A 25,641-nucleotide genomic window follows, 5' to 3' on the forward strand; every position below is an offset into this window, starting at 1 on the left:
ATAATGGGGAGGTAGTCAGGGGGCTACCCGACCGTTTTCGACGAACGCCTTGTGGGTCAGCGGGAACGCCCCGGCAAACTCCGCCTCCACCTTCCTCGCCGCGACTTCCATCTCGTACAACGGGTAGCTGACGAACTTGGCCTCCGGCTCGTGCGTCCGCAGGGACAGGAAGTTCATCAGCGACCGGGCGTTCATGGTCACGTACATCGAGGAGTAGATGGTGACCGGCAGCACGACCCGGGCCACCTCCCGTGCCACCCCGGCGGCCAGCATCCGCTGGTAGGCCTCGTAGGCCTGGGTGCAGCTGCGCCGGACCTCGGCGTCCACCAGGGCGTGCTGCTCGGGGGTGCCGTCGACGAACTCGTAGGCGCCCGGCTTGCCCTGCTGCACCAGCTTGCGCTCGGGCCCGGGCACGTAGAACACCGGCCGCAGCTCGCGGTAGCGCCCGCTCTCCTCGTTGTAGGAGGCGATCCGGTGCCGCATGAACTCGCGGAACACGAAGATCGGCGCCTGCACGTAGAAGGTCATCGAGTTGTGCTCGAACGGCGAGCCGTGCCGGTCGCGCATCAGGTAGTTGATGAGCCCCCGGTCGCGATCCGTCGCCCCCGTGCCGGCCGCGGCCGCGTCGAGGGTCTTCTCGCCCTGCGTCGAGACGCGGGCGGCGAACAGCACGTCGGAGTCGTCGGCGCTCGCACGCACCAGCTCGACGGTCATCTCCGAGCGGAATTCGGGGGCGGGAGCGGTCTGCGGGGCGGCGTCCTCGGGCACGGCTCTCACCGTAGCCCGAGCCTCCCCCACCGGCCGTCAGCGACATAGGCTGAGCCCCATGGCAGTCACGAGCGAAGCGACCACCCTCTGGTTCGGCGACCTGATGTCGGGCCGCGGCACGACGTCCCTGGATTCGAGCGACGCGGCCGAATTCGCCGTCGACTGGAAGGCGCGGTCCGAGGGCGAGACCGGCGTGACGACGCCCGAGGAGCTCCTCGGCGCGGCGCACTCGGCGTGCTATTCGATGGCGCTCTCGAACGCCCTCGGCGAGGCCGGGCATGCGCCCGAGAGTCTGCAGGTCACGGCCGCCGTGACGTTCCAGCTCCCCGACGGCATCACCGGCAGCCACCTCCTGGTGAGCGCCAAGGTCCCCGGCATCTCGGCGGACGAGTTCCAGCGCTTCGCCGAGGACGCGAAGACGAACTGCCCGGTGTCGAAGGCGCTCGCCGGGATCCCGATCACCCTCGAAGCCAGCCTGGCCTGACCCGTGCGGGTCCTCGTCGCCGGCGCCTCCGGGCTGATCGGCACGGAGCTGGTCCGCACGTTGCGCGCCGACGGGCACGAGGTGCGCCGACTCGTGCGGCGCCGCCCGTCGGGCGATCACGAGGTCAACTGGGCGCCGTCGGCGCGCACGATCGACGTGCGGGCGGTCGCCGACGTCGACGCGGTCGTCAACCTGTCGGGCGCGTCGATCGCGCGGCTGCCGTGGACCCGCGGTTACCGTCGGGAGCTCGTGGAGTCGCGCGTCGCCGCGACGCGGACGCTCGCCGACGCGATGAACCAGGTGCGCACGCCCCCGCGGGTGTTCGTGAGCGGATCGGCGGTCGGCTTCTACGGCGACCGGCCGGGTGAGCGGCTGACCGAGGGGTCGTCGCGCGGCGAGGGCTTCTTCCCGGACCTCGTCGAGGAGTGGGAGGCCACCGCGCGCCTCGCGCCGGCGGCGACGCGCGTCGTGCAGGTCCGCACCGGCGTGGTCATCGCCCGCGGCGGGGGCATGGCGCCGGTGCGCACGCTCACGGGGCTCGGCCTCGGCACCCGGTTCGGCACCGGCGGGCAGCACTGGCCCTGGATCAGCCTGCACGACGAGGTGGCGGCGATGGTGCACCTCCTCACCCGCTCCGAGCTCGCCGGGCCCGTCAACCTGGTCGGGCCGACGTTCGCGACGAGCGACCGGATCACCCACGGGTTCGCGCGCCGGATGCACCGGCCGTACCTGCTCCGGGCCCCCGAGGGGGCGATCCGCGCACTGCTCGGCGAGGCGGGGCAGTCGATCCTGCTCGACAGCATGAAGGTCGTCCCCGAGCGGCTCGCGGCGGACGGCTTCGCCTGGCGGCACGAGCGCGTCGAGGACGCGATCGACGCCGTCGTCGCGCCCGAGCGGGCCGAGTAGCGCCGCGGGCGCGTATCGAGGCATCCGTGCGGGAGGATACGGCCGCAGGGCGGCCTACTCGACCCGCGCGCGGGACAGCCGGATCGCGGTGCGGGTCGCCCAGCGCGCCCGGCGGCGGTCGCCGGACGCGTCATAGGCGAGCGCCAGCCGGAACCACGGACGCCAGTTCTCGGGGTCCGCCTCGACGGCGGCGCGGTAGGTCGGGAACACCTCGTCGGCGGCGCCGCGCTCGATGCGCCCGCTGGCGGTCAGCGGCAGCTGCTCGGTGGGCAGCCCGCCCTCCGCCTCGAGCCGGCGCCCCAGCGCTTCGGCGCGCACCGCGAACACCAGCTCCGCGGCCGTGAGCCCGAGCGCGAGGAGCGGCAGGACGAGCATCCCGACGCCGAGTCCGATCGCGACCGGTGTGCCGACACCGAGCAGCACGAGTCCGTAGCGGATCGCGAACACGAGGTAGAGGGCGAGCAGGGCCGCCATGACGGCGACCGCGATGCGGACGCGCATCGCCCTAGGCGCCCAGCTCGAGCAGGTTCTCGAGGCCGACGACGACCCCGCGTACGGCCGGTGTCGCGCGCAGACCGAGGAGGATCCCCGCCTCGTACGACGCGTCACCGAGGGTCTCGTGCGTGATGCGCAGCACCTCGCCGGTGCCGCCGAAGACGACGGTCTGCTCCGCGAGGACCCCGCTCATCCGCAGCGAGTGGATCGGCACGCTCGCGACCTGCTGGCCGCGGGCACGCTGGTCGGCGTGGGGCGCCGCGACCGGCCCGGCCTCCGCCCGCGCGCGCCCGATGAGCTCCGCGGTGCGGGTCGCCGTCCCGGACGGCGAGTCGATCTTGCCGGCGTGATGGGCCTCGATGATCTCGATCGAGTCGAAGTAGGGCGCGGCCATCGCGGCGAAGCGGGTGGCGAGCACTGATCCGAGCGCGAAGTTCGGCACGATGACGACGCCGAGCTCGGGCGTGAGGGCGAGGCGGGTCTCGAGCGAGCGGATGCGGTCCGCGTTCCAGCCGGAGGTGCCGACGAGCGCCGGGATGCCCCGATCGAGCGCTGCCGTGACGACCTCCGGCGAGACGGCCGGCACCGTGAAGTCGAGCACGAGGTCGGCGCCGGCGATGGCGTCGAGCGGATCGGCCGAGCCGAGAGCGGTGTGGAGGGCGAGATCGTCGGCCGTCTCGACCAGGCGGACCGCGAGGGCCCCCATCCTCCCCGTCGCCCCGACGACCGCCACCGACGACACCATGCCGCCAGCGTAGTCGGCGCTGGGTAGCCTTCTCCGGTGCCCGTCTTCCGTCCTGCTCCCGTCGACGATCCCGCGGCGCAGGAGCTGCTCGACGAGTACTTCGCGATGCGGGCCGACACCTTCGAGGGCGGAGAGTACCGGCCGACACGTCCCGACCCCGCGGCGTTCGCTCCCCCGGCGGGCGTCTTCCTGCTCGTCACCGACGATCTGGGGCCGGTCGGCTGCGGCGGGGTCCGGATGCTGGAGCCGACCCGCGCCGAGGTGAAGCATCTCTACCTGCGCGACCGGGCACGGGGCCGCGGATGGGGCCGCGAGCTGCTCGCCGAGCTCGAGGCGCGGGCGGTCGGGCTGGGCGCCCGGGTCGTCGTCCTCGACACCAATGCCACCCTCGAGGCGGCGCAGGGGCTGTACCGCTCCGCGGGGTACCTCGAGGTCGCGGCGTATAACGACAACCCCAACGCGACGGCCTGGTTCTCGAAGGACCTCGTGGTCTGAAGCGGGTCTCGATCCGCCGCGCCGCGGCTGCTCGACCCGCGTCAGTAGGGCTGGTCGGCCGACAGGCCGGTCCGCAGCTCCGGCGGCAGGTGGCCGAGGTCGTTGTGGGTCACGAGCACGGGGGGCTTGGCCGACCGCACCCGGATGATCGTCAGGCCGCAGTTCGCCTGGTTGACCCCCAGCCAGCGCCACGGCGCCGCGCCGAACGCCTCGCGCACGAAGTTGCCGATCACGAAGTTGTGCGTGATGAGCAGCTCGTGCCGGTCCTCGCGCGAGGGCGCCATCCACTCGGCGAGCGCGTCGGCCATCTGCGCCTCGCCCGCCTCGATCTCGTCGGTCGTCACGCCGCCGAAGAACGGCTCGAAGGCGTGCGGCATGTCGACGCCGGGGCCGGAGGGGATGCAGTCCATCAACAGCGCCGAGGGCTCGGGCTCGATGGCCGGCATGCGCTCGGTCATGATCCGGGCGGTCTCCTGCGCTCGCTGCAGCGGCGAGGTCCACGCGCCCGCGAACGGCACACCGCCCAGTCGCTCGGCGATGGCGCGCGCCTGACGGACGCCCCGGGCACTCAGCGGGCCGTCGGGCAGACCGTGCTCGGCGTCCTGCTGCTCGCCGTGGCGCACGAGATAGAGGTAACGCGACATGCTTCTTCCCTGGGTCAGGCCGCGGCGGACTCGCCGTCGAGCCCCGCGAACGTCGTCTCGTCGACCGCGCCGACCGCGGCGACGGAGAGCGGGCCGGCGACGAGCTCGTCGGCGAGCTGCTGGACCGCGTCGCGGGTCACCAACGACAGGCGGCGGAGGCTCTCGTCGAGGTCCACGAACTCGCCGAGCGTCAGCTCGCTCCGGCCGAGGCGGCTCATGCGGGTGTCGGAGTCCTCAAGGGCCAGGGCGGAGGCTCCGCCGAGCTGACCGAGCGCCCGCCGCAGCTCGTCGTCGCTGATGCCGTGGGACGCGAGGCGGCGCAGCTCCGCGAGCATGAGCTCGGCCACCTGCCCGGCACGCTGGGGCGAGCAGCCGGCGTAGAGGCCGAGCAGCCCGCCGTCGCTGTAGCTCGACGCGAAGGAGTAGACGGAGTACGCCAGCCCGCGCCGCTCGCGCACCTCCTGGAAGAGGCGCGACGACATCCCGCCGCCGAGCACCGAGTTGAGCACCACGAGCGTCGACCTGCGGTCGTCCGCGGCATCGAGACCGGGCATCCCGAGCATCACGTTGGTCTGCTCGATCGGGCGGGGCACGAGCGCGCGTCCGCCCCGGTGATGGCCGGACGGCGGCGCGGGATGGCGACGCGGCACGGGCGCCGCCTCGATCGAGAGGTCCCACCCCGCCGCGCGGAGGCCGGCCTCGACCTCTTCGACCAGCAGCTCGTGATCCACGGCCCCGGCGACGGTGACCACGAGGTCCTGCGGGCGGTAGTTCGCCCGGTAGTGGGCGTGGACCGCGTCGCGGTCGACGCCGCGGATCGAGGCGGGGCTCCCGCCGATCGGGCGGCCGAGCGGATGATCACCGAAGACCGCCTCGAAGAGCCTCTCCCCCACGACGTCGGCCGGGTCGTCGTCGGCCGCCGCGAGCTCCTCGAGGATCACGCCGCGCTCGCTCTCGAACTCCTCCGGGTCCAGGAGCGACGAGGTGACCATGTCGGCGAGCACCGCGACGGCCATCGGCAGGTCGACGTCGCGGATCTTCGCGTAGTAGCAGGTGTACTCCTTGGCGGTGAGCGCGTTGTTCTCCCCGCCGACCTCGTCGAACGCGACCGCGATGTCGAGCGCCGTGCGCGTCGTCGTGCCCTTGAAGAGCAGATGCTCGAGGAAGTGGGTGGATCCGTAGGTCGCCGGCTTCTCGTCGCGCGAGCCGACCGCCACCCAGTACCCGATCGTGGCGCTCTGGGCGCCCGGAACCTGCTCGCTCAGCACCCGCACGCCGCTCGGAAGGATCGTGCGCCGGACGAGCGCGCCCCCTGAGGCCTCCACGGCGAGATCCGCGAGATCGAGAGGGAGCCGCACCGCGCCGTTCACGCCTGCGAGCCTACGTCACGGTCTACTCCCTGAAGTGGGGACGACACCCCTTCACCTTATCTGCGGACAAACAGACAAGTCTGTCTGTCCGCATGCTATCGTCATCACACGGGCCAGCGAGCGGTTCCCCGACCACTCGGCTCTCCGGCGTTGGAACCCCCTGACCGACGTCTCCGAGCGGCGAGACCCGAACTCGCCCCGTGATGCCGTGGCCGTCGTCCCCCCGCGACGGCCACGGCCACGATCTTCGCCAGGATGGAAGCAGAACCCGACATGACCAGCCCGATCGAGATCCCGGTCCCCGACCCCGGGCCCCCCCTCGCGCCCGCCAAGCTGCGCATCCTCGAGACCGCGGATCGGCTCTTCTACGACGAGGGCATCCGCACGGTCGGCGTCGACCGGCTCATCGCCGCCGCTCACGTCACCAAGGCCACGTTCTACAAGCACTACGGCTCGAAGGAGCGCCTGGTCGTCGCGTACGTCGAGTACCGTCACCGGGCCGTCGCCGAGCGGATGGCCGAGATCGCCCACGAGTCCGGCGACCCCGCCGCGATCCTGCGCACGCTGCGCGACGCGATCGTCGCCGCGATCGAGACGCCGCAGTTCCGCGGCGACGCGTTCGCGAACGCCGCGGCCGAGTTCCCCGACCACGACCACCCGGTCCGCCGCGCGATCGAGGACCACCGCGACTGGTACCTGGGCGTGCTCGAGGACCTGCTGCGGCGGATGGGCGTGCCACTGCCCGGCGACATCGCCGACGATCTCATGCTCGCGCGCGACGGCGCGATGAGCGGCGGCTACGTGGGCGACCCGATCGCGGTCACCACGTCGCTGCGGCGCGCGTTCGACCGCGTGCTGGGCGACGCCGCCACGGCCTGACCCCGTGAGCGGCCGCCCTCGCCTGACAGCGACCTGGATGCGAACCCGGCGAGGGGGCGCCTCCCGCTACGGTGAGTCCGCCGCGACGCCGGATCGCGGTCGAACAGGAGCCGCGCCGTGATCACCATCGCCCTGCCCGCCATCAACCTGCTCTTCGTCCTGGGCATCGTGGGCGGCGTGCTGGCGATCATCGACGCGATCGTCCGGATCCGCGCCCGTTCCGCGGTGATCGGCATCATCCAGCTCATCGCGGCCGTGCTCTTCACGCTCTCGCTCTTCGTGGCCGGTGTCCCGTTCGGGCCCGCGATCCTCGCGGTGGCGACGCTCATCCTGCTCGTGCTCGGACTCGCCGTCCGCGGCGGCCGGGCGCGCGGGGGCGCCGCACTCACGGTCATCGCGATCGTCCTGCTGATCGCCTACCTGCTGTTCGGCGGGGGCCTCAAGATCGCCGGGATCAACGCCTGAGGTCGCTCAGGCGAAGGGCTGCGACGCCCGGTCCAGCATCCCCAGCTGGCGCCGGGTGAGACGAAGTCGCGTCGCCGAGACGAGATCGATCACCTCGTCCGTGGTGGACGCGCTCGCGACGGGCGCGACGACGTCCGGCCGGCTGAGGAGCCACGCCATGGCGACGGCCGCCATCGTCGCATCCGCCTCGGTCGCGATCTGGTCGACGGCGCTCAGGACCTCGTGCTCCGCCCGCGCGGAGCCACGGCCGAGCAGACGACGCCGGGCCGCGGGCGCCGATCCGGCGAGAACTCCTCCCGCGAGCGAATAACGCGGCATCACCGCCAGCCGCTGCGCCGCCGCGATCGGTGCGATCCCCTGCTCCCAGTCACGTCGATGGAGCAGGTTGTAGACCGGCTGGACCGCGAGCATCGGGGCGACTCCGAGCTGCGCGCAGGCGATGCGGGCCTCGATCAGGCGCATGCCGGGGTGCGCTGCGACGCCGAACCCGAGCACCGATCCCGCGCGGATCAGCTCATCGACCGCGAGCAGCGTCTCCTCGAAGTCGGTCTCCGGGTCGTCCACGTGGAGCACCAGCAGATCGAGGCGGTCGGTGCGGAGCCGGCGCAGCGAGTCGTGCACCGCTGCCGTGATGGCGCGCGCTCCCACGCCCGGGTGGTCGGCGCCCGTGCCGACCTTCGTGGCGACGACCATGCGGTCGCGGGCACGGCGCGAGCGCATCCAGTTGCCGAGGATGATCTCGCTGCGACCGCCGGCGTAGGCGTCCGCGGTGTCGATCAGGTCGCCGCCTGCCGCGAGGAACGCGTCGAGCACGGCATCGGACCCGGCCGCATCGAGGGTCCACCCGAACGGTCGACCGCTCAGGCCGACCGGCAGGACACGGCGGCCCTCGAGCCCGAGCGGGCGCCGCTCGGCGGGGACCGGGTCCACGATCGTGGCCGTCTGCGCGGTGGTGGGCACGGAGAGCGGCGTGCGGACGGACACCGTGTGCGCCGTCTCGGTCATGGCTCGCCTCCTTGATTCGAAGGTACCGGGCGTGGTAAGGCGAGGCCCTTTGTGTCGCCGGATCGTTATCGGCTAGTTATCGAGAAAACATCGCGTCCCTCGTCCGGGGGTCGCGACCGTCGGTCCGCGCTCGCTGAGCACTCGCCCAGAGCGCGCCCAGACTCACCCCGACCCTCTGGCGACCCGACGCGGCGCGTCGTAGTTTCGCCTCAGCGACGTCGTCCACAGCGCACGGCGGAGCACCACCCGCCGTCCCTTCCGCAGACGTTGGACGGCCTCAGAAGGGGAACGGCCCCGCGAACTCGTCGCGGGGCCGCCCCTTCGCCCATTCGTTCGGGTCTCGCCGCACCGCCGGAGCCGGCGACTCGACCCGCGCGGATCAGCCCTCGGCGGGCTCCAGCGGACCCTCGCTGTGCGCGGCGGAGCCGTCGGTGTCGGCGGACTCGGCCTCGTCGATCACCGGGGCGAGCGAGAGCTTGCCGCGGTCGTCGATCTTGGTGATCTCCACCTGGATCTTCTGGCCGACGCCGAGGACGTCCTCGACGTTCTCGACCCGCTTGCCCCCGGCGAGCTTGCGCACCTCGGAGATGTGCAGCAGGCCGTCCTTGCCCGGGAGCAGGGAGACGAACGCCCCGAACGTCGCCAGCTTCACGACCGTGCCGAGGTAGCGCTCGCCCACCTCGGGCTGCAACGGGTTGCCGATCGCGAGCACCTGGGCGCGCGCGGCCTCGGCCGACGGCCCGTCGACGGCGCCGATGTAGACGGTGCCGTCCTCCTCGATGGAGATGTCGGCGGCGGTCTCGTCCTGGATCGCGTTGATCGTCTTGCCCTTGGGGCCGATCAGCTCGCCGATCTTGTCGACCGGGATGTTGACCGAGATCACGCGCGGCGCGGTCGGGGCCATCTCGTCCGGGCCGTCGATCGCCTGGTTGATGACCGCCAGGATCGCGGTGCGCGCCTCCTTGGCCTGCTTCAGCGCGCCGTCGAGCACGCTCGAGGGCAGACCGGCCAGCTTCGTGTCGAGCTGGATCGCGGTGACGAACTCCGACGTGCCGGCGACCTTGAAGTCCATGTCGCCGAGCGCGTCCTCCGCGCCGAGGATGTCGGTGAGGGCCGCGTAGCGCGTCTCACCGTCGACCTCGTCCGAGATCAGGCCCATCGCGATGCCGGCGACCGGCGCCTTGAGCGGCACACCGGCGTTGAGCAGCGACAGCGTCGACGCGCAGACCGAGCCCATCGAGGTGGAGCCGTTCGAGCCGAGGGCCTCGGAGACCTGACGGATCGCGTAAGGGAACTCCTCGCGCGGCGGCAGCACCGGCACGAGCGCGCGCTCGGCGAGGAAGCCGTGCCCGATCTCGCGACGCTTCGGCGACCCGACGCGACCGGTCTCACCGGTCGAGTAGGGCGGGAAGTTGTAGTGGTGCATGTAGCGCTTCTTGGTGACCGGGCTCAGCGAGTCGATCTGCTGCTCCATCTTGAGCATGTTCAGCGTGGTGACGCCCAGGATCTGGGTCTCGCCGCGCTGGAAGATCGCCGATCCGTGCACGCGCGGGATGACCTGGACCTCGGCGTCGAGCGCGCGGATGTCGGTCAGGCCGCGGCCGTCGATGCGGACGCCTTCGGTGAGGACGCGAGTGCGCATCACGATCTTCGACACCGACTTGTAGGCGGCGCTCACCTGGCCGACGACCTCGGGCGAGAGCGAGCCGGCGTCGACGCGCTCCTGGATCGTCGCCTTGACGCGCTCCTTGAGCGCGTCGTCGGCGTTCTGGCGCTCGAGCTTGTCGGCGATCCGGTAGACGTCCTTGAGCTCGTCATAGGCGAGCTCGGCGACCGCGTTGTAGGCCTCGTCGGTGTACGGCGGGAACAGCGGGAACTGCTGGATCTCCTTCGCCGACTGGGCGGCGAGCTGCTCCTGGGCCTTGGCGAGCTGGGCGAGGAACGGCTTCGCCGCCTCGAGACCCTGGGCCACGACGGCCTCGTCGGGCTTGACGGCGCCGGAGCGGATGAGCTCCCAGCTGCCCTCGGTCGCCTCCGCCTCGACCATCATGATCGCCACGTCCTCGTTCCCGTCCTTGTCGGTGACGAGGCGGCCGGCGACGGTGAGGTCGAACACGGCCTCGGCGAGCTGGCTGGCCTTCGGGAACGCGATCCACTGGTCGCCCGCGCCGTTGCCCGGCATGAGCGCCAGGCGCACGCCCGCGACCGGGCCGTAGAACGGCAGGCCGGAGATCTGGGTCGACGCGCTCGCGGCGTTGATGGCGAGGGCGTCGTAGAACTCGTCGGGCGCGATCGAGAGGACCGTGATGACGATCTGGACCTCGTTGCGCAGTCCCTCGACGAAGGTCGGGCGCAGCGGCCGGTCGATGAGGCGGCAGACCAGGATCGCCTCCGTCGAGGGGCGACCCTCGCGACGGAAGAACGAGCCGGGGATCTTGCCGGCGGCGTACGACCGCTCCTCGACGTCCACCGTCAGCGGGAAGAAGTCGAATCCGTCGCGCGGGTGCTTGCCCGCGCTGGTGGCGCTGAGGATCATCGTGTCCTCGTCGAGGTACGCGGCGACCGCGCCCTGCGCCTGCTGCGCGAGCCGGCCGGTCTCGAACCGGACGGTGCGCTTGCCGAACTTGCCGTTGTCGAGAACGGCCTCGGCGAACTTGATCTCGGGACCCTCCATAAAGGGTTCACTCCAATTGTGCTCTGGGAGCAGGAGCGGGCAGGAAGGGCCGCGCCCCGCGCAGCTGCGCGGGGCAAACCGGGCTGCTCTGGCCAACAGTAGAAATGATCCGAATCGCGCTGCAGAACTGAGGGATTCGGCGCATCACCACCGGTGACCAGCTTCGTGCCGGCCTGCTCCGGGTGTGCGACCGCCTGTCGACGGTCGATTCAGTCTATCCGGAGTTCCCGTCGGGTGGCGAGGAGCGCTGCGGGGCGTGTCAGCACGAGGAGGCCGGCAGGGCGCCGGCCTGCACCTCGCGGAACCAGCTCGCCACCTGGCCGCCGGCCGCGAGCGCGACCACGCCATGACCGTCCTCCGGCAGCCGCAGGTAGCGCACGTGCTCCCCCGCCGCGCACAGGCGACCGACGAACGCGGTGGTGACGGCGGGGTCCACCAGCTCGTCCTCAGCCCCTGGGCCACGAGGATCGGCACCCCGATCGGCACCCCGCCCGGGGTGTTCTCGGCGAGGAGCGACGCCCACGGCTCGGTGGAGCCCGGGTCCGCCGTCGTGTACCCGCCGACGAGCGGCCGCGCGATGCTGTGGATCGCGCCGACCTGGCTGAGGAGGCAGAGGCGCGTCATCGACGGCGTGGCCGCGATCCCCTCCGCGGTGAGGATCCCGTCGAGCGGCACGTCGTACGCGGCCGCATAGGCGCTGTAGGCGTAGGAGCCGATCGCCACGCCCGACAGATCGTCGAGATGGTCCCGCAGGAGTGCGGCGAGATCGCTCGCCGGCGCGGCGACCGCGAGCGCGCGGAGCCGGAGCTCCGGGGCGTAGGCGCGCTGCTCCTGCGCCGCGAAGAGAGCCGCCTGGCCGCCCTGCGAATGCCCCCAGAGCAGCAGGTCGGTTCCCGCCTCCGACCCGATGAGATTCCGCGCCGCGCGCGCCGCGTCGAGCACGCTGCGACCCTCCGCCCGCCCGATCAGATAGCTCGACGGGTTCGCGACGCCGAGGCCCGGGTAGTCGGCCGCCGCGACGACGTCGCCGGCGGCGAGGAACCCGTGCAGGCCCGGGATGAGCGATGTCCCCCCGATCGTGCGGGACGGCGCGCACACCGGAGCGACCCCGGTCGTCGGATGCGCCCACGACACGATCGCCCGGCCGCTCGGCGGCGACGGCGCCGTCGGCATCACGACGATCCCGCTCACGACGATGTCGCGGTCGTCCTGGTCGGTCGAGTGGTAGAGGATGCGCCAGGCCCGGCTCCCGGCGGGCGGCCCGACGAGCGCCTGCGAGCGGACGATCTCCCCCGGCCGGCCGGGAGCGACGGAGCCGACGTCGTAGAACGCCGCGGAGTCCCCATCCTGCTGCCAGCGCCCCGCGATCCCGCGCACGGCGTCGATCGGGGCGCAGCCGGCGAGGAGCGCGCCGAGAGCGCCGAGAGCGAACAGCGCCAGGGCGATCCGGCGGGCGGACATGGCCGGAGCCTAGCCTGGAGGGCATGGCGACTGTGGAGCTGACCGAGGACACCTTCGAGAGCACCGTGCTGGGCGACGGCATCGTGCTCGTCGACTTCTGGGCCGACTGGTGCGGCCCGTGCAAGGCGTTCGCCCCGATCTACGACGGCGCCTCGGAGGACAACGCCGACATCGTGTTCGGCAAGGTCGACACCGAGGCCCAGCCGAATCTGGCGGGCGCGCTCGGCATCCAGGCGATCCCGACCCTCATGATCTTCCGCGACGGCATCGGCGTGTTCGCCCAGGCCGGCGCGCTGCCGAAGCCCGCTCTCGACGACGTGATCGCGCAGGCGCGCGCTCTCGACATGAACGCGATCCGCGAGGAGATCGCGCAGCAGCAGGCCGCGCAGGACGACACCCCGGCCGAGTAGCCGGGGTCAGGTCAGCTTCGAGCGGACCTCGCCCATCAGCAGCTGCACGCGCAGCTGCCCCCGCTTGCGCACGATCTCGACCGGGATCCGGGCCGCGCCGAACGCGTCATCGAGGCGCCGCAGGTTCTCGTCGACGACCGACTCGAGGCCGCGCGGCACCATCCCTACCGGGCCGCTCACCCGGCGCCCCGTGAACAGGCGCACCACGATGGGCGCGTCGTCGCGGTCCTGCGCCTGGGTCCGCGGCGAGATGGCGGTCTCGATCTGGTCGCCGGCCTGGTCGAGCACGGTCTGCAGCTCGTCCTGGCACGCGTCGCTGCCCGCGAGGGTCAGGCGGATGCGCTTGTTGCGCGCCAGCAGGCCGTACGCGTAGTCGTTCAGCTTGCCGGCGCCGCGGTCGTTGCGCTCGAGCTCGGCGTCGGTGTCGTATCCGATGCTCATCAGAATCCCTCCGCGTTCCGCGGCGCGTACGGCTCGGCGAGGCGCCGTAGCTGCTCGTCGCTCAGCTCCAGGTCGACGGCGGCGATCGCATCGTCGAGCTGGCCGGGCTTCGTCGCCCCGACGATCGGAGCCGTGACGGCCGGCTGGTGCAGCACCCACGCGTAGGCGACCTGGGCGCGGGTGACGCCGCGCTCCTCCGCGATCTCGCCCACGGCCTCCACGATCCGGCGATCGCTCTCGACCTGCTGCCGGTAGAGGCGTGCGCTCACCTGATCGGTCTGCGAACGATCCGTCTCCTCGCCCCATGGCCGCGCGAGCCGGCCGCGCGCGATCGGGCTCCACGGGATGACGCCGACGCCCTGGTCGACGCAATAAGGGTGCATCTCGCGCTCCTCCTCGCGGTAGAGCAACGAGTACTGGTCCTGCATCGAGACGAAGCGCGTCCAGCCGTTCAGGTCGGCGACGTGCTGCGCCTGCGCGAACTGCCACGTCCACATCGACGAGGCGCCGATGTAGCGGGCCTTGCCGGCGCGCACGACGTCGTGGAGCGCCTCCATCGTCTCCTCGATCGGCACCTCCGGATCCCAGCGGTGGATCTGGTAGAGGTCGACGTAGTCGGTGCCGAGCCGGCGCAGGCTGTCGTCGATCGCGGTGAGGATCGCGGCGCGGCTGAGGCCGCCGCCCTTCGGCCCGTCGAACATGCGCCCGTGCACCTTGGTGGCGAGGACGTACTCGTCGCGCTTCGCGATCTCGCCCATGAGGATCCGGAGGAACTCCTCGCTGGACCCCAGCGAGTAGACGTTCGCGGTGTCGAAGGTGGTGATCCCCGCTTCCCACGCTCTCCGATAGAACGGCCGCGACTCGTCGAGCCCCAGCGTCCACGCGTGACCGCCGCGCGACGAGTCGCCGTAGCTCATGCAGCCGAGGATGATGCGGGAGACCAGCAGCCCGCTGCCGCCGAGTCGGAGTTGCTCCATGCTCCGACTCTAGGACGCACTCCGACGGTGGTTCAGCGCAGGTGCTCCGCGAGGAACGCGGTCGCGCGTCGCCAGGCGTCGTCGGCATCGGCCGCGTTGTAGGAGTGCGGGTTGGTGTCGTTGAAGAACGCGTGACCGGAGTCGGGGTACACGTGGTCGGGGAAGTCGACGCCGGCGTCGGCGAACGCGCGCTCCACGCCCGGCAGGGCCTCGATGAGCCGTTCGTCGTGCTGACCGTAGAGCGCGAGCACGGGGGCCTGGATGCGGGCGATGTCCTCCGCGGACGGAGCGCTGCCGTAGAACGGGACGGCCGCGCGCACGCGCGGGTCGGCCGCCGCCAGTGCGAACGAGTAGGTGCCGCCGAAGCAGAACCCGAGCACGCCGATGCGTCCGTCGACGCCGGGCTCGGTCTCGAGGGCGTCGACCACCTTGACGAGCTTCGCCACCGCGCCCGCGGCGAACTCCGGGTCGCCCATGGCCGAGAACAGCCCGCGCAGGACCGGCTGAACAGCGTTCCGGCGCTCCTCGTCGGGGTCGTTGCGGGCCTCCATCAGCTCCTGCCCGTTGGCCGAGCCGATGATGTCGCCGAGCAGTTCCGGCGCGAGCACGACGTAGCCCTCCCCCGCGAACCGGTCGGCGACGGCCGTGATGTGCGGCACGAGCCCCCAGATCTCCTCGATCAGGATGAGGCCGCCCTTCGGCGGCGCGACGGGCTCGGCGCGGTACGCGGCCACGCCCTCGATGTCGACCATGGTTCCCATGAGCCGCACGCTACTCCGCCGGATCCGAGCGATCGCCGGGTGGCGGAGGCCGACCGGGCTACGCCTGCGAGATCCGCACGTGGTTGCCCGACGGATCGCGGAAGGCGCAGTCGCGCGGGCCCCACGGCTGGTCGGACGGCTCCTGCATGACCTCGGCCCCGGTCGCGGCGACGCGCTCGAAGGTCGCGTCGAGATCGTCGGTGCGGAACACGATCGGGCCGGGCAGCATCCCCTTCACGAGCAGCTCCTCGACGGCGTCGCCGTCGTCCTGCGAGCGGCCTGCGTGCGGGTCGCTCAGGACGAGGGCGAAGCCCGGCTGCTCCGGGCTGCCGAGGCCGAGCCACCGGTGGTCGCCCGAGGCCACGTCGCTGACGACGTCGAGCCCGAGGCCGTCGCGGTAGAAGGGAAGGGCCTCGTCGACGTCGCGGACGGTGACGTTGACGTACTGGACTGCGATCCTCATCCGGTCAGGCTACGAGCGCGCGAGCGCAGATCCTTCTCCGATCCTGCTGGACGCGCCGACGTAGGGCGGGCGGCCGAGGATCCGCGCGAAGCACTCCGGCATCGCCTCGATGGCCGCGTGCTCCCGGGCCCGGTACGCGCTCGGCGACTCGCCCACGATCCGCGTGAACGTGGAGCTGAACGAGCCGAGCGAGGTCGCCCCGACGGCCATGCAGGCGTCGGTGACGCTCATCCCGCCGCGGAGCAGCGCCATCGACCGCTCGATCCGCCGGGTCATGAGGTAGCCGTAGGGCGTCTCGCCGTAGGCGGCGCGGAACTGCCGGGAGAAGTGCGCGGGCGACATGTACGCCGCCGCCGCCATCGCCGCGACGTCGAGCGGGCGGGCGTACTCGCGATCCATCAGGTCGCGCGCCCGTCGAAGGCCCGTGAGCTGGGCCAGCCGGTCCGGGGTCATGCCCCGAGGGTAGCGATCCCTCAGACCCGCTCGGCGGCGTCGACGGCGAGCGTCTCTTGCGCGGCCGTCACCGCGTGGCCCCTCCGCACGATGTACCCGGTGAGGAAGGCGGCGAGGCCGAGGACCGTGAGGATCGCGCCTCCCACCGGGATGAGCGCCGACTCCCCCGTCGAGAGCGCCACCGCGCCGACGATCGGCGCGACGGCGATCCCGACGTAGAGCGCCGTGCTGAACCACGAGATCGCGACGGACGCGGTGCGCGGATCGACCGCGAGCAGGCGGTGCTGGATCGGGATGACCGACGCGAACGCGGAGACGCCCCAGACGACGAACGCGACCGCGAGCCCGACGACGCTGTGGCCGACGACCGCGATGGCGGCCAGCGCGACGATCTCGAGGGCCATGAACGCGGTGCCGACGCGGCGACTGCCGAAGCGGTCGGTGAGCGGTCCGCTGACGGTGTTGCCGACGATCCCGAACACGCCGTAGATCAGCAGCAGCACCGCGAGCACGACGCCGGTCTGCCCCGTGACGGCCGAGCTGAAGATGAAGACGAGGTTGAAGCCGGCGGCGACGAGCAGCGTGGTCGCGAGCGGGAGCAGGATCCGGCCGTCGCGGAGGATCGCGAATCGGCGGGTGAGCGTGATCGGCTCACCGAGCGGGACCCGGCGCACCACGAGCGCCAGGGCAGCACCGATGACGAGGGTGAGCGCGGCGACCCCGAGCATGGGGACCCGCCAGGTGCTGACCGAGGCGATGGCCGTGCCGAGCGGTGCGCCGACCGCGCTCGCTGCCGTGAACCCGATGCCCACGACCGCGATCGCCTGACCGCGGCGCGCGGGCGGTGTGATGGAGGCTCCCGCTGCGGTCGCGGTGGGGACGACGGCCGCGCCGCCGAGGGAGGCGATGACCCGCCCGGCGGTGAAGACCGCGAAGTCGGGGGCGAGCGCCGCGACCACGACGCCGACGGCGAAGGCCGCGAGACCCGCCGTCATGAGGACGGTGCGGGACAGCCGGGGCAGCAGGACGGCGACGGCGGGCGCGAGCACCGCGACGAGGATCGAGTACACGGTGATCGTGTAACCGACGTCCGTGGCGGGCACGCGCAGGTCGCGCGCGATCTGCGGGAGCACGCCGGCGATGATGAAGCTGTTGGTCCCGATGAGGAACAGCGCGAAGGCGAGCACCATCCAGCGGACGGCGAGGCCGGCACGCGAGTACGATGGTTCGATGGACGTCATACCGTCCACTGTAGCGCAATGGTTCGATGCATATCGAACCATTGGGGAGGGAGTCCGGCGTGGCCGACGCGGTCCATCACGGTGCCCTGCCCGAGCCCCCCGCCGCGGAGGACATGGTGCTCACCGACGTCCTCGGCGCGATGGCCGACCCCAACCGGCTCTCGATGCTCCAGCGCCTCGTCGACGGCGACTGGCACTCATGCGCCGTCGAGAGCTGGGGGCTCGATCTTCAGAAGTCGACGGTCTCGCACCACCTGCGCACGCTGCGCGAGGCCGGGCTCGTCGAGTACCGGATGCGCGGTCGCGGCAAGGACGCACGACTGCGCCGCGATGTCGTCGACTCGCGCTTCCCCGGTCTGCTCGCCGGGGTCCTCGGCGAGCAGACGAACGCCTAGCGCGGGTTCGCCGCGAGGTGCTTGGCGAGGTCGGCGATGAACTCGAACGGCACCTCCTTGCGGTACGGGAACTGGACACCGTCGTCGACGCGGTAGTCCTCCGCCTCGCGGGCGAGCGCCGGCGGCAGCTGGCCGCGGGTCTGCACGGTGACGTGCTTCTTCGCGGCGACCCACGAGATCACCGGGCTGCCGTCGACCATGAGGGTCGGCATGCCGAGCGCCATCGTCTCGACGCCGTTCGGCACGGCCTGGCGCAGCGTCTCACGCAGGCGCAGCAGCAGCACCCGGACCTCGGGCGGGTAGCCGCCGATGTACTCCTCGACGGTGGATGCGACGGCCATGCATCGAGAATATCGCTCCGCCGGCATACCGCCGGCACGAGGTAAGGTGACCCTCAACCCGAGCCACCCCGGCCCGACCCGACCCAGGGAGCCGTCGTGACCGTGATCCCGTTCTCGCAGCTCGTGCGCGAGCGCACCCGCGCCGCGCACGAGTCGGCGGAGTCCTCGCCGTTCATCACCGAGCTCCTCGGCGGGGACGGCACCCGCGAGCACTACGTGGCGCTGATGACGCAGCAGTACTTCGTGTACCAGGCCCTCGAGGCGGTCGCCGACGTCATGATGTCGGATCCGGCGATCGCCGCGTTCGCGCATCCGGCCCTCACGCGCATGCCCGCGATCGAGGCCGACCTCGAGTACCTCATCGGACCGGACTGGTTCGACGTGGTGGCGCCGCTCGACGCGACGCGCGCCTACGTCGACCGCATCTACGCGATCTCCGGATGGGCGGGCGGCTTCGTCGCGCACCACTACACCCGCTACCTCGGCGACCTGTCGGGCGGCCAGGTGATCCGGACGCTGCTGCAGCGCCGCTTCGGCTTCGAGACGAACGGGGTGGGCTTCTACCTGTTCGCCGGGATCGCGAAGCCGAAGGACTTCAAGGACACCTACCGCGCGCAGCTCGACGCGGTCTCGTGGGACGACGCGGAGCGCGAGCGCGTCCTCGTCGAGGTCAACCGCGCGTTCGAGCTCAACCGCGGCGTGTTCCGCGACCTCGCGACGGCGACCGCCGCGGCCTGAGCGAGTCGAACAGGCCGCTCTGGGGCCGTATCGAGAACCGCACCGTCGCGCCGAGCCTCAGTACGCGATCCGCCCGAACCGATCGTGGAACTCCCCAGTCGGCCCGTCCGGTCCGATCGTCGCGAGCGCGACGGTCGCATCGGTCCCCTCGGTGACCGTCTGGTGGCCGGCATGGCCGTTGAAGTCGGTGTCGGTGTAGCCGGGGTCGCTGACGTTGACGCGCATTCCGGGCAGGTTCTTCGCGTACTGCACCGTCAACGTGATCACCGCCGTCTTCGACGACGCGTACGGGACGCTCGGTACCGGGAACTCGTCGCGCCCGGGCGTGGTGAGCCAGCGCGGCCAGCCCACCCCCGAGGCGACGTTGACGATGACGGGGTTGGCCGACCGGCGCAGGAGCGGCAGCGCCGCCTGCGTCACCCGCACGAGCCCGAGCACGTTCACCTCGAACGTCGCGGCGAGATCGTCGGCGGTGAGGTCGTCGATGGCGACGAGCGGGCCGAGGACGCCCGCGTTGTTGACGAGCACATCCAGCTCCGGGAGTGCGGCAATCGCGGCGTCCACGCCGGCCTGGTCCGTGACGTCGAGCGCCATCGGGATGGCGCCAAGCTCGCGGGCGGCATCGCCCGCGGCCGGATCGCGCATCCCGGCGTAGACGGTGTGGCCGGCCTCCACGAGGCGGCGGGCGGTCTCGAGCCCGAGGCTGCGGTTCGCCCCGGTGATGAGTGTCGTGGTCATGCCCCCACCCTCCGCCGGGGCCGCCGGCGCACCCAGGCACCACTCAACGGTGGGACCGCCGGTACCACCCACGCCCGCGCCGACGGGGGCACGATGGTCGGGTGACCGAGTTCGCGAGCGCCCTCAAGTCGTGGCGCGAGCGCGTCACCCCGGAGGAGGCCGGGCTCCCCGCCGGGGCCGGTCGACGCACACCCGGGCTCCGGCGCGAGGAGCTCGCGGCGCTCGCCGGCGTGAGCGTCGACTACATCGTCCGGCTCGAACAGGGCCGCGCGACCAATCCGTCGCCGCAGCTGCTCGGCGCGCTCGCCCGCGCGCTGCGGCTCACCGACGAGGAGCGCGACCATCTCTACCGGGTGGCGGGCGCGGCTCCGCCCGCGGCGGGTCTGGTGCCGCGGCACATCACGCCGGGGGTGCAGCGGATGGTCGACCGGCTCGGCGACGTTCCGCTCGCCGTCTTCACGGCGACCTTCGACATCCTGCTCTGGAATCCGCTCTGGGCCGCGATCTCGGGCGAGGTCCCGCGCACCACCGGACTCGAACGGAATCTCGTGTGGCGGCACTTCATGGTCGGCAGCGGTCCGATGGATTTCGACGACCAGCACGCCGAGGACTTCGCCTCCGACCTCGTGGCCGAGCTGCGCGCCGCCGTCGGGCGCTACCCCGGGGATCCCGTGCTCGCCCAGCTCGTCGCTCGGCTCCGCGCCGGATCGCCGGAGTTCGAGCGCCGCTGGGCCGTCGCCCGGATCGCGCATCATCGCGCGAGCCGCAAGACGGCCGTCGCCACGGCGGTCGGCCCGATCACCGTCGACTGCGACGTGCTGTCGGTGCCGGGGGGCGACCTGCGGATCGTCGTCTACACGACCGCGCCGGGGTCGGAGGACGCCTCCCGCCTCGACCTGCTGCGGGTCGCCGGCGTGCCGTCGCTCGCCTGACGCGGAGACGCTCCGATCCGGGTCAGTCCCGCCCCGCGCGCCAGGCGCGGCGGATCACCGGCCAGAACCGCCGGATCCACGGCCACAGGTAGCTCCCGAGCAGCACGACGACGCCGAGCATCAGCACCCCGCGGAAGAGGATCCGGAACGGCCCGAGCATCGGCGTGAACGACGCCAACGCGAGCAGCACGAGCACGACGAGGATCGCGGTGCGCGCGACGCTGACGCGGCGGAGGCTGCTGCGTCGCTGGTCGCTCACCCGACGAGCGTACGGCCCGCCGCCGTCCCGCGCCCGCCCGCCGTCCCGCACCCGCGGTGCGTGTGCACAAAGGCCCTGTCGTCGGCAGGCTGCACAGGGCTTTTGTGTCGAATGTGGGGAAGGAACTGGGGCCGGGAACGACGAACGGGCCGCCCTCCCGGAGGAGGACGGCCCGTCGCAAGAAGTTCGCGGTGTCGTCGACTAGCGGCGAAGACCCAGTCGCTCGATCAGCGAGCGGTAGCGCTCGATGTCGATGTCCTGCAGGTAGCCCAGCAGGCGGCGACGCTGGCCCACGAGGAGCAGCAGACCACGACGCGAGTGATGGTCGTGCTTGTGCTCCTTGAGGTGCTCGGTCAGGTCCTTGATGCGCTTCGTGAGCATCGCGACCTGGACCTCGGGGGAACCCGTGTCGCCCGGCGTGGTCGCGTACTCGTCGATGATCGCCTTCTTGGTCTCACTGTCGAGTGCCATAGATGGGATCCCCTTCCTCTCGTTGCGCGGTGCGCGCTCCCCGATGGAGCGGCTCTCTGTCTCCGCGGCCGTCGTGACGGCAACCTTCAGAGGTTAGCAGAGCGCGGCGCACCCGGTCAGACCAGCCGCATCTCCCCCGTGCGCGTCCGGGCAGCGCGCCGCCGCCGCACGGCGGCCGGCCACGTGATGACCAGCCCCGCCACCAGCCCGAGCACCGTGCCGATCGAGTTGGAGACGAGATCCCGCACGTCCGAGACGCGCCCCGGGATGAACAGCTGGGCCGTCTCGATGCCGAGGCTGAGCAGCGGTCCCGCGAGCAGCGCGATCCACCAGCGGCGTCGCCCCAGGAGCAGCAGGAGGAAGAGCCCGAGCGGCGCGAACATCGCGACGTTGGCCGCGAACTCGATGTCGGAATAGCGGATCCAGGCGAGCGAGGGGTGCTCGCGCAGGATCCCCAGCAGCTGCCAGATCCCGGCGGCGTGGACCACCCCGGTCGGCTGCGGCCCGAGGGTCATCCAGGCGACGCCGCCGAGGTAGAGCACCGTCAGGGCGGTCAGGAGCGGATGCTGCCGGATCATGCCCCCACTCTCGCCGACCGACCATATCGCCGCCGTATGAGGAGCCGTCCGCGGGCTGAGAGCGCGCTGGCAGTCGCCTCCGACCGGAGCCCCCGAGGAGCAACGTCGGAGCCGGAGGGATCTTCGACGATGACGAGCACCAGCACATCCACCCGCGGCGGGAGCGCCGCCCAGCCCAAGCTGAAGCGCGACATCGGGGCCCTCGGGCTCCTCTTCGCGAGCATCGGCTGGATCATCGGATCCGGCTGGCTGTTCGGCGCGTTCAACGCGTCGAGGATCGCCGGGCCGGCAGCGATCTTCTCGTGGCTGATCGGCGGGATCCTGATCATGCTGCTGGCGCTGACGTATGCCGAGCTCGGGCCGATGTTCCCCATCTCGGGCGGCGTCATCCGGTATCCGCATCTCGTCTGGGGGCAGTTCACGAGCTTCTCGCTCGGGTTCGTGACCTGGGTGGCGACCGTGACGGTGCCGGCGATCGAGACGGAGGGCGCGCTCACCTATGCGACCCGGTTCTTCCCGTTCACGGAGGCGGCGAAGGCCGGCGGCGAGGTGCAGCACGTCCTCACGCCGCTCGGCTACGCGACCGCCGTTCTGCTGCTCGCGGTGTTCGTACTGCTCAACTACTTCGGCGTGAAGCTCTTCGCGCAGATCAACAACGTGCTGGTCTGGTGGAAGCTCGGCATCATCGTCCTCGTCATCGCGGTGTTCATCATCACGGCGCTCGGCACGACGTCGATGGGCAGCCCCGCCAACTTCACGAGCCACGGCTTCGCGCCCGGCGGGGTCCCGGGCGTGTTCATCGCCATCTCGACGGCGGGCATCGTGTTCTCGTTCGTCGGATTCCGGCAAGGCATCGAGCTCGCCGGGGAGTCGCGCAACCCCAAGCGCAACATCCCGCTCGCCGTGATCGGCTCCGTCGGCATCACGGCCCTGATCTACGCGGGCCTGCAGGTCGCCTTCACGCTGGGGGTGCCGGCGAAGCTGCTGGGATCCGGCGGGTGGGAGAAGCTGAGCTTCACGAACGACGCCGGGCCGCTGGCGGCGATCGCGACGCTCGCCGGACTCGGTTGGCTCGCCTTCATCCTCTACATCGACGCGATCGTCTCCCCCGCCGACACCGGGCTCATCACCACCGCGGTCTCGTCGCGGGTGAGCTACGCGCTCGCCAAGAACGGCAACGCGCCCGCCGCCCTCGGCCGGATCAACACGCACGGCGTCCCGTGGGTCGGGCTGGTCGTGACGCTCGTGGCGGGACTCATCGTGCTCCTGCCGTTCCCGAGCTGGCAGCAGCTCGTCGGATTCATCACGAGCGCGACCGTCATCTCGTTCGGCGTCGGACCGCTCGCGGTCGGCGTCCTGCGACGCGTGGAGCCGGAGCGCGAGCGCCCCTTCAAGCTCCCGTTCGGCGACGTGATCCCGCTGCTCGGCTTCTACGCGTCGAACATGATCGTCTACTGGGCCGGGTGGACCACGAACTCGAAGCTGTTCGCCACGATCCTGATCGGCTACGTCCTGCTCCTGATCTTCCAGCTCGTCGGCCGGGCCCGCGGCACGCGGCAGAAGCTCGACTTCCGCGAGGGCGCCGTCTGGCTGCTCCCCTGGTTCACCGCGATGGCGCTCATCAGCTGGCTCTGCGATCCGGAGACGCACCCGGAACTGTTCGGCTGGGTCTTCCTGATCAACGCGGTCGTGACCGTGGTGATCTACGTCCTCGCGATGCGGTTCCGGCTCTCCAAGAAGCGCACCGACGAGCACATCCGCGACGCGGAGGACGAGAGCGCGGAGGAGGAGAAGAAGGAGACCGCCCCGACACGCTCGGCGTGATCACGGCGGGCCCCGACAGCTCCCACAGCCGACGGCTGGCACACTGAGCGCATGATCGCCGCACGCCTTCTCGACGTGCTGCTCGTCCTGCTGCTCCTCGTCTACCTCGGCGAGGGGATCCGCAACGGCTTCGTGCGGAGCGCCAGCGCGATCCTCGGCGTCGTCGCCGGCGGAGTCGTCGCGTTCTTCCTCATCCCGGTGCTCGCGACGATCGTGCCCGACCCGTTCTGGCGCACCTTCGTGATCGTCGCGGCGGCGGGCGTGCTGCTGCTCGGCGGGCACGGCCTCGGCGCGCTCGTCGGCCGCTCGCTGCGACGACGACGCACGGGCCTGAATCCGATCGACCGGTTCTTCGGCGGTGTCGCCAATCTCGTGGTCGCGGCGCTGGTCATCGGCACGATCGGCAGCGGGATCGGCGGCCTCGGCATCCCCGTCCTCTCGAGCGCCGCCGGCAACTCCTGGGTGCTGAAGGCGATCTCGGCCGCGACGCCGGACCCGCTGGAGGCCGCGCTCGCGCAGCTCCGCTCGACCGTGCTCTCGGAGGGCCTGCCCACCCTCGATCTCGGCGGTCCGACGCCGACCGCGCCGCCCACCGGCCCCACCGACACGCAGGCGCTCCAGCGCTCGGCCGAGTCGGTCGTCCGGATCAGCGGCACCGCCTACGCCTGCGGCCAGAACCAGTCGGGCTCCGGCTTCGTCGTGACGAACGGTCGGGTCGTCACCAACGCCCACGTCGTGGCCGGGGTCTCCCAGCCCGTCGTGGAGGCCCCGAACGGGCAGGCGCTCGAGGCGCGGATCGTGTTCTTCGACCCCGAGAAGGACCTCGCGGTGCTCGCCGTCCCGGGCCTCCAGGTCGCGCCGATCGCGATGGGCGACACGCTCGACGCCGGGACGGACGCCGTCGTCGACGGCTATCCGTTCGGCGGCCCCTTCACGACCGGCTCGGCCAAGGTGCTCGCCGTCACGCGGTCGAGCGTCGACGACATCTACGACCGCGACCGCGTGGTCCGCGAGATCTACTCCCTCAACGCGACCGTGGAGCCGGGCAACTCGGGTGGTCCGCTGCTCGCCACCGACGGTCGGATCGCCGGCATCGTCTTCGCGCGGAGCGCCAACCAGTCGAACCTCGGGTACGCCATGACCGACGCGGAGCTCTCGCCGGTCGTGCAGCAGGCCCCCGGGCTGAACGCGACCGTGTCGTCGGGCGCCTGCGTCAAGGGGTGAGTCGGATGCGGATCGAGACCCTGCGCGGCGACATCACCCGGGTGGCGGTGGACGCGATCGTCAACGCGGCGAACTCCTCACTGCTCGGCGGCGGCGGGGTGGACGGCGCGATCCATCGGGCGGGCGGCCCCGAGATCCTGGCGGCATGCTGCGAGCTGCGCGCCACGGTGCTGCCCGACGGCCTCCCGGCCGGCGGAGCCGTCGCCACGACGGCCGGACGGCTGCCGGCGGAGTGGGTGATCCACACGGTCGGCCCGGTGTGGTCACCGCGCGAGGACCGCTCGGCGACCCTCGCCTCCTGCTACCGCGAGTCCCTCCGGGTGAGCGACGAGCTCGGGGCGCAGACCGTCGCGTTTCCGGCGGTCAGCGCCGGCGTCTACGGGTGGCCGATGGACGACGCCGCGCGGATCGCGATCGACACGGTCGCCGGAGCCCGGTCCGACGTCGACCGGGTGGTCTTCGTGCTGTTCGGCGACGCGGCGAAGGACGCGTTCGACACGGCTCTCGCCGCGGTCGACGGCTGATCGACTACAGCGCGCCCAGGTCCATCGCCGCCACGAGCGCGAACGACGCGAACAGCGACAGCAGCACGAGTCCCGCGACCGTCATCGCCACGATCGGCCAGGGGCCGATCCGGGTGCGGCCGTCACGGCGGTGCTGGACCGCCCGGACACCGAAGCGGAGCGTCTGCAGCGCGAGCGCGCCCACCACCAGGAGGTGGAGCGCCTCGAGGAGCAGTGCCGCGGTGATGTACCGCGGCGCGCCCGACACCAGGTAGACGACGCCGAACGTCGCGGCGCCGACCACGATGTTCGCGGCGATCGTGAGGATGCCGAACTGGACGGTGCGCCGGGTCGCCACATCGACCGGAGCCGCCACCCGCTCCGCCGCGAGGGCGGTGCCGCAGGCCGAGCAGAACCGGCTGTTCACGGGCGCCCCCACGCCGCAACGTGCACAACTCGAACGCAGCGGAAGACTGAGAGTCGCTGCGGTCATGTCGGCCA

At 71.9% G+C, this 25,641-nt stretch carries 32 protein-coding genes; 12 read left to right on the forward strand and 20 right to left on the reverse strand.

Annotation, left to right across the window (positions count from 1 at the left end; translation table 11 throughout):
- Nucleotides 1-15 precede the first annotated feature (15 nt).
- Nucleotides 16-714 (reverse strand): FAD-dependent thymidylate synthase, encoded by a 699-nt coding sequence (gene thyX, locus ACTHM3_RS05640; RefSeq protein WP_440405244.1) that lies wholly within the window; start codon nucleotides 712-714, stop codon nucleotides 16-18.
- 112 nt (nucleotides 715-826) lie between these two features.
- Between thyX and ACTHM3_RS05645 the strand changes: the two genes are divergently transcribed.
- Nucleotides 827-1,252 carry an OsmC family peroxiredoxin gene (locus ACTHM3_RS05645; RefSeq protein WP_440405126.1) on the forward strand — a complete coding sequence of 142 codons (426 nt, stop codon included), beginning with the start codon at nucleotides 827-829 and terminating at the stop codon, nucleotides 1,250-1,252.
- Between the two features lie 3 nt (nucleotides 1,253-1,255).
- Nucleotides 1,256-2,158: a TIGR01777 family oxidoreductase gene (locus tag ACTHM3_RS05650; RefSeq protein ID WP_440405127.1), complete on the forward strand. Its 903-nt coding sequence runs from the start codon at nucleotides 1,256-1,258 to the stop codon at nucleotides 2,156-2,158.
- Nucleotides 2,159-2,212: 54 nt separating this feature from the next.
- Here the strand turns inward: ACTHM3_RS05650 and ACTHM3_RS05655 are convergent, their stop codons facing one another.
- Nucleotides 2,213-2,659 carry a tetratricopeptide repeat protein gene (locus ACTHM3_RS05655; protein ID WP_440405128.1) on the reverse strand — a complete coding sequence of 149 codons (447 nt, stop codon included), beginning with the start codon at nucleotides 2,657-2,659 and terminating at the stop codon, nucleotides 2,213-2,215.
- 4 nt (nucleotides 2,660-2,663) lie between these two features.
- Nucleotides 2,664-3,398: a 4-hydroxy-tetrahydrodipicolinate reductase gene (gene dapB / locus ACTHM3_RS05660; protein WP_440405129.1), complete on the reverse strand. Its 735-nt coding sequence runs from the start codon at nucleotides 3,396-3,398 to the stop codon at nucleotides 2,664-2,666.
- Between the two features lie 36 nt (nucleotides 3,399-3,434).
- Here dapB and ACTHM3_RS05665 point away from each other — a divergent pair, with 36 nt between their 5' ends.
- The gene (locus tag ACTHM3_RS05665) at nucleotides 3,435-3,893 is read left to right on the forward strand and encodes a GNAT family N-acetyltransferase (RefSeq protein WP_440405130.1); all 459 of its coding nucleotides are present in this window, start codon (nucleotides 3,435-3,437) and stop codon (nucleotides 3,891-3,893) included.
- Between the two features lie 41 nt (nucleotides 3,894-3,934).
- Here ACTHM3_RS05665 and ACTHM3_RS05670 read toward each other — a convergent pair whose 3' ends face one another.
- Nucleotides 3,935-4,537: a histidine phosphatase family protein gene (locus ACTHM3_RS05670; RefSeq protein ID WP_440405131.1), complete on the reverse strand. Its 603-nt coding sequence runs from the start codon at nucleotides 4,535-4,537 to the stop codon at nucleotides 3,935-3,937.
- Between the two features lie 14 nt (nucleotides 4,538-4,551).
- Nucleotides 4,552-5,907: a M16 family metallopeptidase gene (locus tag ACTHM3_RS05675; protein ID WP_440405132.1), complete on the reverse strand. Its 1,356-nt coding sequence runs from the start codon at nucleotides 5,905-5,907 to the stop codon at nucleotides 4,552-4,554.
- Between the two features lie 273 nt (nucleotides 5,908-6,180).
- Between ACTHM3_RS05675 and ACTHM3_RS05680 the strand changes: the two genes are divergently transcribed.
- Together ACTHM3_RS05680 and ACTHM3_RS05685 are read left to right on the forward strand one after the other, a co-directional pair.
- Nucleotides 6,181-6,786: a TetR/AcrR family transcriptional regulator gene (locus tag ACTHM3_RS05680; RefSeq protein WP_440405133.1), complete on the forward strand. Its 606-nt coding sequence runs from the start codon at nucleotides 6,181-6,183 to the stop codon at nucleotides 6,784-6,786.
- A 117-nt stretch (nucleotides 6,787-6,903) separates the two neighbouring features.
- Nucleotides 6,904-7,251, forward strand: a complete 348-nt coding sequence (locus ACTHM3_RS05685) for a hypothetical protein (protein ID WP_440405134.1) — start codon at nucleotides 6,904-6,906, stop codon at nucleotides 7,249-7,251.
- Nucleotides 7,252-7,257: 6 nt separating this feature from the next.
- Here ACTHM3_RS05685 and ACTHM3_RS05690 read toward each other — a convergent pair whose 3' ends face one another.
- The 3 genes from ACTHM3_RS05690 to ACTHM3_RS05700 all read right to left on the reverse strand — a co-directional run bounded on the left by ACTHM3_RS05690 (nucleotide 7,258) and on the right by ACTHM3_RS05700 (nucleotide 12,391).
- Nucleotides 7,258-8,256, reverse strand: coding sequence for an aldo/keto reductase (locus ACTHM3_RS05690; protein ID WP_440405135.1), 999 nt, complete (start codon nucleotides 8,254-8,256; stop codon nucleotides 7,258-7,260).
- A gap of 379 nt (nucleotides 8,257-8,635) precedes the next feature.
- Nucleotides 8,636-10,930 (reverse strand): polyribonucleotide nucleotidyltransferase, encoded by a 2,295-nt coding sequence (locus tag ACTHM3_RS05695; RefSeq protein WP_440405136.1) that lies wholly within the window; start codon nucleotides 10,928-10,930, stop codon nucleotides 8,636-8,638.
- Nucleotides 10,931-11,074: 144 nt separating this feature from the next.
- A complete protein-coding gene (locus tag ACTHM3_RS05700; protein WP_440405137.1) occupies nucleotides 11,075-12,391 on the reverse strand; it encodes a lipase family protein in 1,317 nt (438 codons plus the stop codon).
- Nucleotides 12,392-12,414: 23 nt separating this feature from the next.
- Between ACTHM3_RS05700 and trxA the strand changes: the two genes are divergently transcribed.
- Nucleotides 12,415-12,801 carry a thioredoxin gene (gene trxA, locus ACTHM3_RS05705; RefSeq protein ID WP_440405138.1) on the forward strand — a complete coding sequence of 129 codons (387 nt, stop codon included), beginning with the start codon at nucleotides 12,415-12,417 and terminating at the stop codon, nucleotides 12,799-12,801.
- A gap of 6 nt (nucleotides 12,802-12,807) precedes the next feature.
- Here trxA and ACTHM3_RS05710 read toward each other — a convergent pair whose 3' ends face one another.
- From ACTHM3_RS05710 to ACTHM3_RS05735, 6 genes are read right to left on the reverse strand one after another with little or no spacing between them, the layout of a single operon-like run.
- The gene (locus tag ACTHM3_RS05710) at nucleotides 12,808-13,242 is read right to left on the reverse strand and encodes a hypothetical protein (protein ID WP_440405139.1); all 435 of its coding nucleotides are present in this window, start codon (nucleotides 13,240-13,242) and stop codon (nucleotides 12,808-12,810) included.
- Complete coding sequence (locus ACTHM3_RS05715) at nucleotides 13,242-14,219, reverse strand: aldo/keto reductase (protein WP_440405140.1); 978 nt, start codon at nucleotides 14,217-14,219, stop codon at nucleotides 13,242-13,244. The genes ACTHM3_RS05710 and ACTHM3_RS05715 overlap by 1 nt, the downstream gene beginning before the upstream one ends.
- Before the next feature lie 32 nt (nucleotides 14,220-14,251).
- On the reverse strand, nucleotides 14,252-14,980 hold the full coding sequence (locus tag ACTHM3_RS05720) for a dienelactone hydrolase family protein (protein WP_440405141.1): 729 nt from the start codon (nucleotides 14,978-14,980) through the stop codon (nucleotides 14,252-14,254).
- A 58-nt stretch (nucleotides 14,981-15,038) separates the two neighbouring features.
- Nucleotides 15,039-15,443, reverse strand: a complete 405-nt coding sequence (locus tag ACTHM3_RS05725) for a VOC family protein (protein ID WP_440405142.1) — start codon at nucleotides 15,441-15,443, stop codon at nucleotides 15,039-15,041.
- A 9-nt stretch (nucleotides 15,444-15,452) separates the two neighbouring features.
- Nucleotides 15,453-15,896, reverse strand: a complete 444-nt coding sequence (locus tag ACTHM3_RS05730) for a helix-turn-helix transcriptional regulator (RefSeq protein ID WP_440405143.1) — start codon at nucleotides 15,894-15,896, stop codon at nucleotides 15,453-15,455.
- A gap of 20 nt (nucleotides 15,897-15,916) precedes the next feature.
- A complete protein-coding gene (locus tag ACTHM3_RS05735) occupies nucleotides 15,917-17,137 on the reverse strand; it encodes an MFS transporter (RefSeq protein WP_440405144.1) in 1,221 nt (406 codons plus the stop codon).
- 59 nt (nucleotides 17,138-17,196) lie between these two features.
- Here ACTHM3_RS05735 and ACTHM3_RS05740 point away from each other — a divergent pair, with 59 nt between their 5' ends.
- Nucleotides 17,197-17,532 carry an ArsR/SmtB family transcription factor gene (locus tag ACTHM3_RS05740; RefSeq protein WP_440405145.1) on the forward strand — a complete coding sequence of 112 codons (336 nt, stop codon included), beginning with the start codon at nucleotides 17,197-17,199 and terminating at the stop codon, nucleotides 17,530-17,532.
- Here the strand turns inward: ACTHM3_RS05740 and ACTHM3_RS05745 are convergent.
- The gene (locus ACTHM3_RS05745; protein ID WP_440405146.1) at nucleotides 17,529-17,873 is read right to left on the reverse strand and encodes a DUF1801 domain-containing protein; all 345 of its coding nucleotides are present in this window, start codon (nucleotides 17,871-17,873) and stop codon (nucleotides 17,529-17,531) included. The genes ACTHM3_RS05740 and ACTHM3_RS05745 overlap by 4 nt on opposite strands.
- Before the next feature lie 96 nt (nucleotides 17,874-17,969).
- On the opposite strand from ACTHM3_RS05745, the gene ACTHM3_RS05750 reads away from it, so the two are divergent.
- A complete protein-coding gene (locus ACTHM3_RS05750) occupies nucleotides 17,970-18,611 on the forward strand; it encodes a heme oxygenase (biliverdin-producing) (protein ID WP_440405147.1) in 642 nt (213 codons plus the stop codon).
- A 57-nt stretch (nucleotides 18,612-18,668) separates the two neighbouring features.
- On the opposite strand, the gene ACTHM3_RS05755 is transcribed toward ACTHM3_RS05750, so the two are convergent.
- Nucleotides 18,669-19,349 (reverse strand): SDR family NAD(P)-dependent oxidoreductase, encoded by a 681-nt coding sequence (locus ACTHM3_RS05755; protein ID WP_440405148.1) that lies wholly within the window; start codon nucleotides 19,347-19,349, stop codon nucleotides 18,669-18,671.
- Nucleotides 19,350-19,450: 101 nt separating this feature from the next.
- Here ACTHM3_RS05755 and ACTHM3_RS05760 point away from each other — a divergent pair, with 101 nt between their 5' ends.
- Nucleotides 19,451-20,281: a helix-turn-helix transcriptional regulator gene (locus tag ACTHM3_RS05760; protein ID WP_440405149.1), complete on the forward strand. Its 831-nt coding sequence runs from the start codon at nucleotides 19,451-19,453 to the stop codon at nucleotides 20,279-20,281.
- 22 nt (nucleotides 20,282-20,303) lie between these two features.
- Here the strand turns inward: ACTHM3_RS05760 and ACTHM3_RS05765 are convergent, their stop codons facing one another.
- The 3 genes from ACTHM3_RS05765 to ACTHM3_RS05775 form a co-directional block, all read right to left on the reverse strand.
- A complete protein-coding gene (locus tag ACTHM3_RS05765; protein WP_440405150.1) occupies nucleotides 20,304-20,540 on the reverse strand; it encodes a hypothetical protein in 237 nt (78 codons plus the stop codon).
- 201 nt (nucleotides 20,541-20,741) lie between these two features.
- On the reverse strand, nucleotides 20,742-21,011 hold the full coding sequence (gene rpsO / locus ACTHM3_RS05770; protein ID WP_284255247.1) for a 30S ribosomal protein S15: 270 nt from the start codon (nucleotides 21,009-21,011) through the stop codon (nucleotides 20,742-20,744).
- Between the two features lie 116 nt (nucleotides 21,012-21,127).
- Nucleotides 21,128-21,589, reverse strand: coding sequence for a VanZ family protein (locus tag ACTHM3_RS05775; RefSeq protein ID WP_440405151.1), 462 nt, complete (start codon nucleotides 21,587-21,589; stop codon nucleotides 21,128-21,130).
- Nucleotides 21,590-21,718: 129 nt separating this feature from the next.
- Between ACTHM3_RS05775 and ACTHM3_RS05780 the strand changes: the two genes are divergently transcribed.
- Genes ACTHM3_RS05780 through ACTHM3_RS05790 form a run of 3 tightly spaced genes read left to right on the forward strand, consistent with a single transcriptional unit; the run spans nucleotide 21,719 to nucleotide 25,161 of the window.
- A complete protein-coding gene (locus ACTHM3_RS05780) occupies nucleotides 21,719-23,413 on the forward strand; it encodes an APC family permease (RefSeq protein WP_440405152.1) in 1,695 nt (564 codons plus the stop codon).
- Between the two features lie 51 nt (nucleotides 23,414-23,464).
- Nucleotides 23,465-24,637: a MarP family serine protease gene (locus tag ACTHM3_RS05785; protein WP_440405153.1), complete on the forward strand. Its 1,173-nt coding sequence runs from the start codon at nucleotides 23,465-23,467 to the stop codon at nucleotides 24,635-24,637.
- Between the two features lie 5 nt (nucleotides 24,638-24,642).
- Nucleotides 24,643-25,161 (forward strand): O-acetyl-ADP-ribose deacetylase, encoded by a 519-nt coding sequence (locus ACTHM3_RS05790; RefSeq protein ID WP_440405154.1) that lies wholly within the window; start codon nucleotides 24,643-24,645, stop codon nucleotides 25,159-25,161.
- A 4-nt stretch (nucleotides 25,162-25,165) separates the two neighbouring features.
- Here the strand turns inward: ACTHM3_RS05790 and ACTHM3_RS05795 are convergent, their stop codons facing one another.
- Nucleotides 25,166-25,567 (reverse strand): hypothetical protein, encoded by a 402-nt coding sequence (locus ACTHM3_RS05795; RefSeq protein WP_440405155.1) that lies wholly within the window; start codon nucleotides 25,565-25,567, stop codon nucleotides 25,166-25,168.
- Nucleotides 25,568-25,641: the final 74 nt, after the last annotated feature.

The sequence above is a fragment of the Pseudolysinimonas sp. genome (genome assembly GCF_051954455.1).
In the GTDB taxonomy this organism is placed as follows: Bacteria; Actinomycetota; Actinomycetes; order Actinomycetales; family Microbacteriaceae; genus Pseudolysinimonas.

Bases quoted from the DNA above. Each gene is read 5' to 3' on its own strand.
- ACTHM3_RS05785 (WP_440405153.1), top strand. From the start codon at position 23,465: ATGATCGCCGCACGCCTTCTCGACGTGCTGCTCGTCCTGCTGCTCCTC.
- ACTHM3_RS05730 (WP_440405143.1), bottom strand. From the start codon at position 15,896: ATGACCCCGGACCGGCTGGCCCAGCTCACGGGCCTTCGACGGGCGCGC.
- rpsO (WP_284255247.1), bottom strand. From the start codon at position 21,011: ATGGCACTCGACAGTGAGACCAAGAAGGCGATCATCGACGAGTACGCG.
- ACTHM3_RS05680 (WP_440405133.1), top strand. From the start codon at position 6,181: ATGACCAGCCCGATCGAGATCCCGGTCCCCGACCCCGGGCCCCCCCTC.
- thyX (WP_440405244.1), bottom strand. From the start codon at position 714: ATGACCGTCGAGCTGGTGCGTGCGAGCGCCGACGACTCCGACGTGCTG.
- ACTHM3_RS05745 (WP_440405146.1), bottom strand. From the start codon at position 17,873: ATGGCCGTCGCATCCACCGTCGAGGAGTACATCGGCGGCTACCCGCCC.
- ACTHM3_RS05645 (WP_440405126.1), top strand. From the start codon at position 827: ATGGCAGTCACGAGCGAAGCGACCACCCTCTGGTTCGGCGACCTGATG.
- ACTHM3_RS05725 (WP_440405142.1), bottom strand. From the start codon at position 15,443: ATGAGGATCGCAGTCCAGTACGTCAACGTCACCGTCCGCGACGTCGAC.
- ACTHM3_RS05775 (WP_440405151.1), bottom strand. From the start codon at position 21,589: ATGATCCGGCAGCATCCGCTCCTGACCGCCCTGACGGTGCTCTACCTC.
- ACTHM3_RS05670 (WP_440405131.1), bottom strand. From the start codon at position 4,537: ATGTCGCGTTACCTCTATCTCGTGCGCCACGGCGAGCAGCAGGACGCC.
- ACTHM3_RS05720 (WP_440405141.1), bottom strand. From the start codon at position 14,980: ATGGGAACCATGGTCGACATCGAGGGCGTGGCCGCGTACCGCGCCGAG.
- trxA (WP_440405138.1), top strand. From the start codon at position 12,415: ATGGCGACTGTGGAGCTGACCGAGGACACCTTCGAGAGCACCGTGCTG.
- ACTHM3_RS05735 (WP_440405144.1), bottom strand. From the start codon at position 17,137: ATGACGTCCATCGAACCATCGTACTCGCGTGCCGGCCTCGCCGTCCGC.
- ACTHM3_RS05715 (WP_440405140.1), bottom strand. From the start codon at position 14,219: ATGGAGCAACTCCGACTCGGCGGCAGCGGGCTGCTGGTCTCCCGCATC.
- ACTHM3_RS05780 (WP_440405152.1), top strand. From the start codon at position 21,719: ATGACGAGCACCAGCACATCCACCCGCGGCGGGAGCGCCGCCCAGCCC.
- ACTHM3_RS05755 (WP_440405148.1), bottom strand. From the start codon at position 19,349: ATGACCACGACACTCATCACCGGGGCGAACCGCAGCCTCGGGCTCGAG.
- ACTHM3_RS05655 (WP_440405128.1), bottom strand. From the start codon at position 2,659: ATGCGCGTCCGCATCGCGGTCGCCGTCATGGCGGCCCTGCTCGCCCTC.
- ACTHM3_RS05695 (WP_440405136.1), bottom strand. From the start codon at position 10,930: ATGGAGGGTCCCGAGATCAAGTTCGCCGAGGCCGTTCTCGACAACGGC.
- ACTHM3_RS05710 (WP_440405139.1), bottom strand. From the start codon at position 13,242: ATGAGCATCGGATACGACACCGACGCCGAGCTCGAGCGCAACGACCGC.
- dapB (WP_440405129.1), bottom strand. From the start codon at position 3,398: ATGGTGTCGTCGGTGGCGGTCGTCGGGGCGACGGGGAGGATGGGGGCC.
- ACTHM3_RS05690 (WP_440405135.1), bottom strand. From the start codon at position 8,256: ATGACCGAGACGGCGCACACGGTGTCCGTCCGCACGCCGCTCTCCGTG.
- ACTHM3_RS05790 (WP_440405154.1), top strand. From the start codon at position 24,643: ATGCGGATCGAGACCCTGCGCGGCGACATCACCCGGGTGGCGGTGGAC.
- ACTHM3_RS05700 (WP_440405137.1), bottom strand. From the start codon at position 12,391: ATGTCCGCCCGCCGGATCGCCCTGGCGCTGTTCGCTCTCGGCGCTCTC.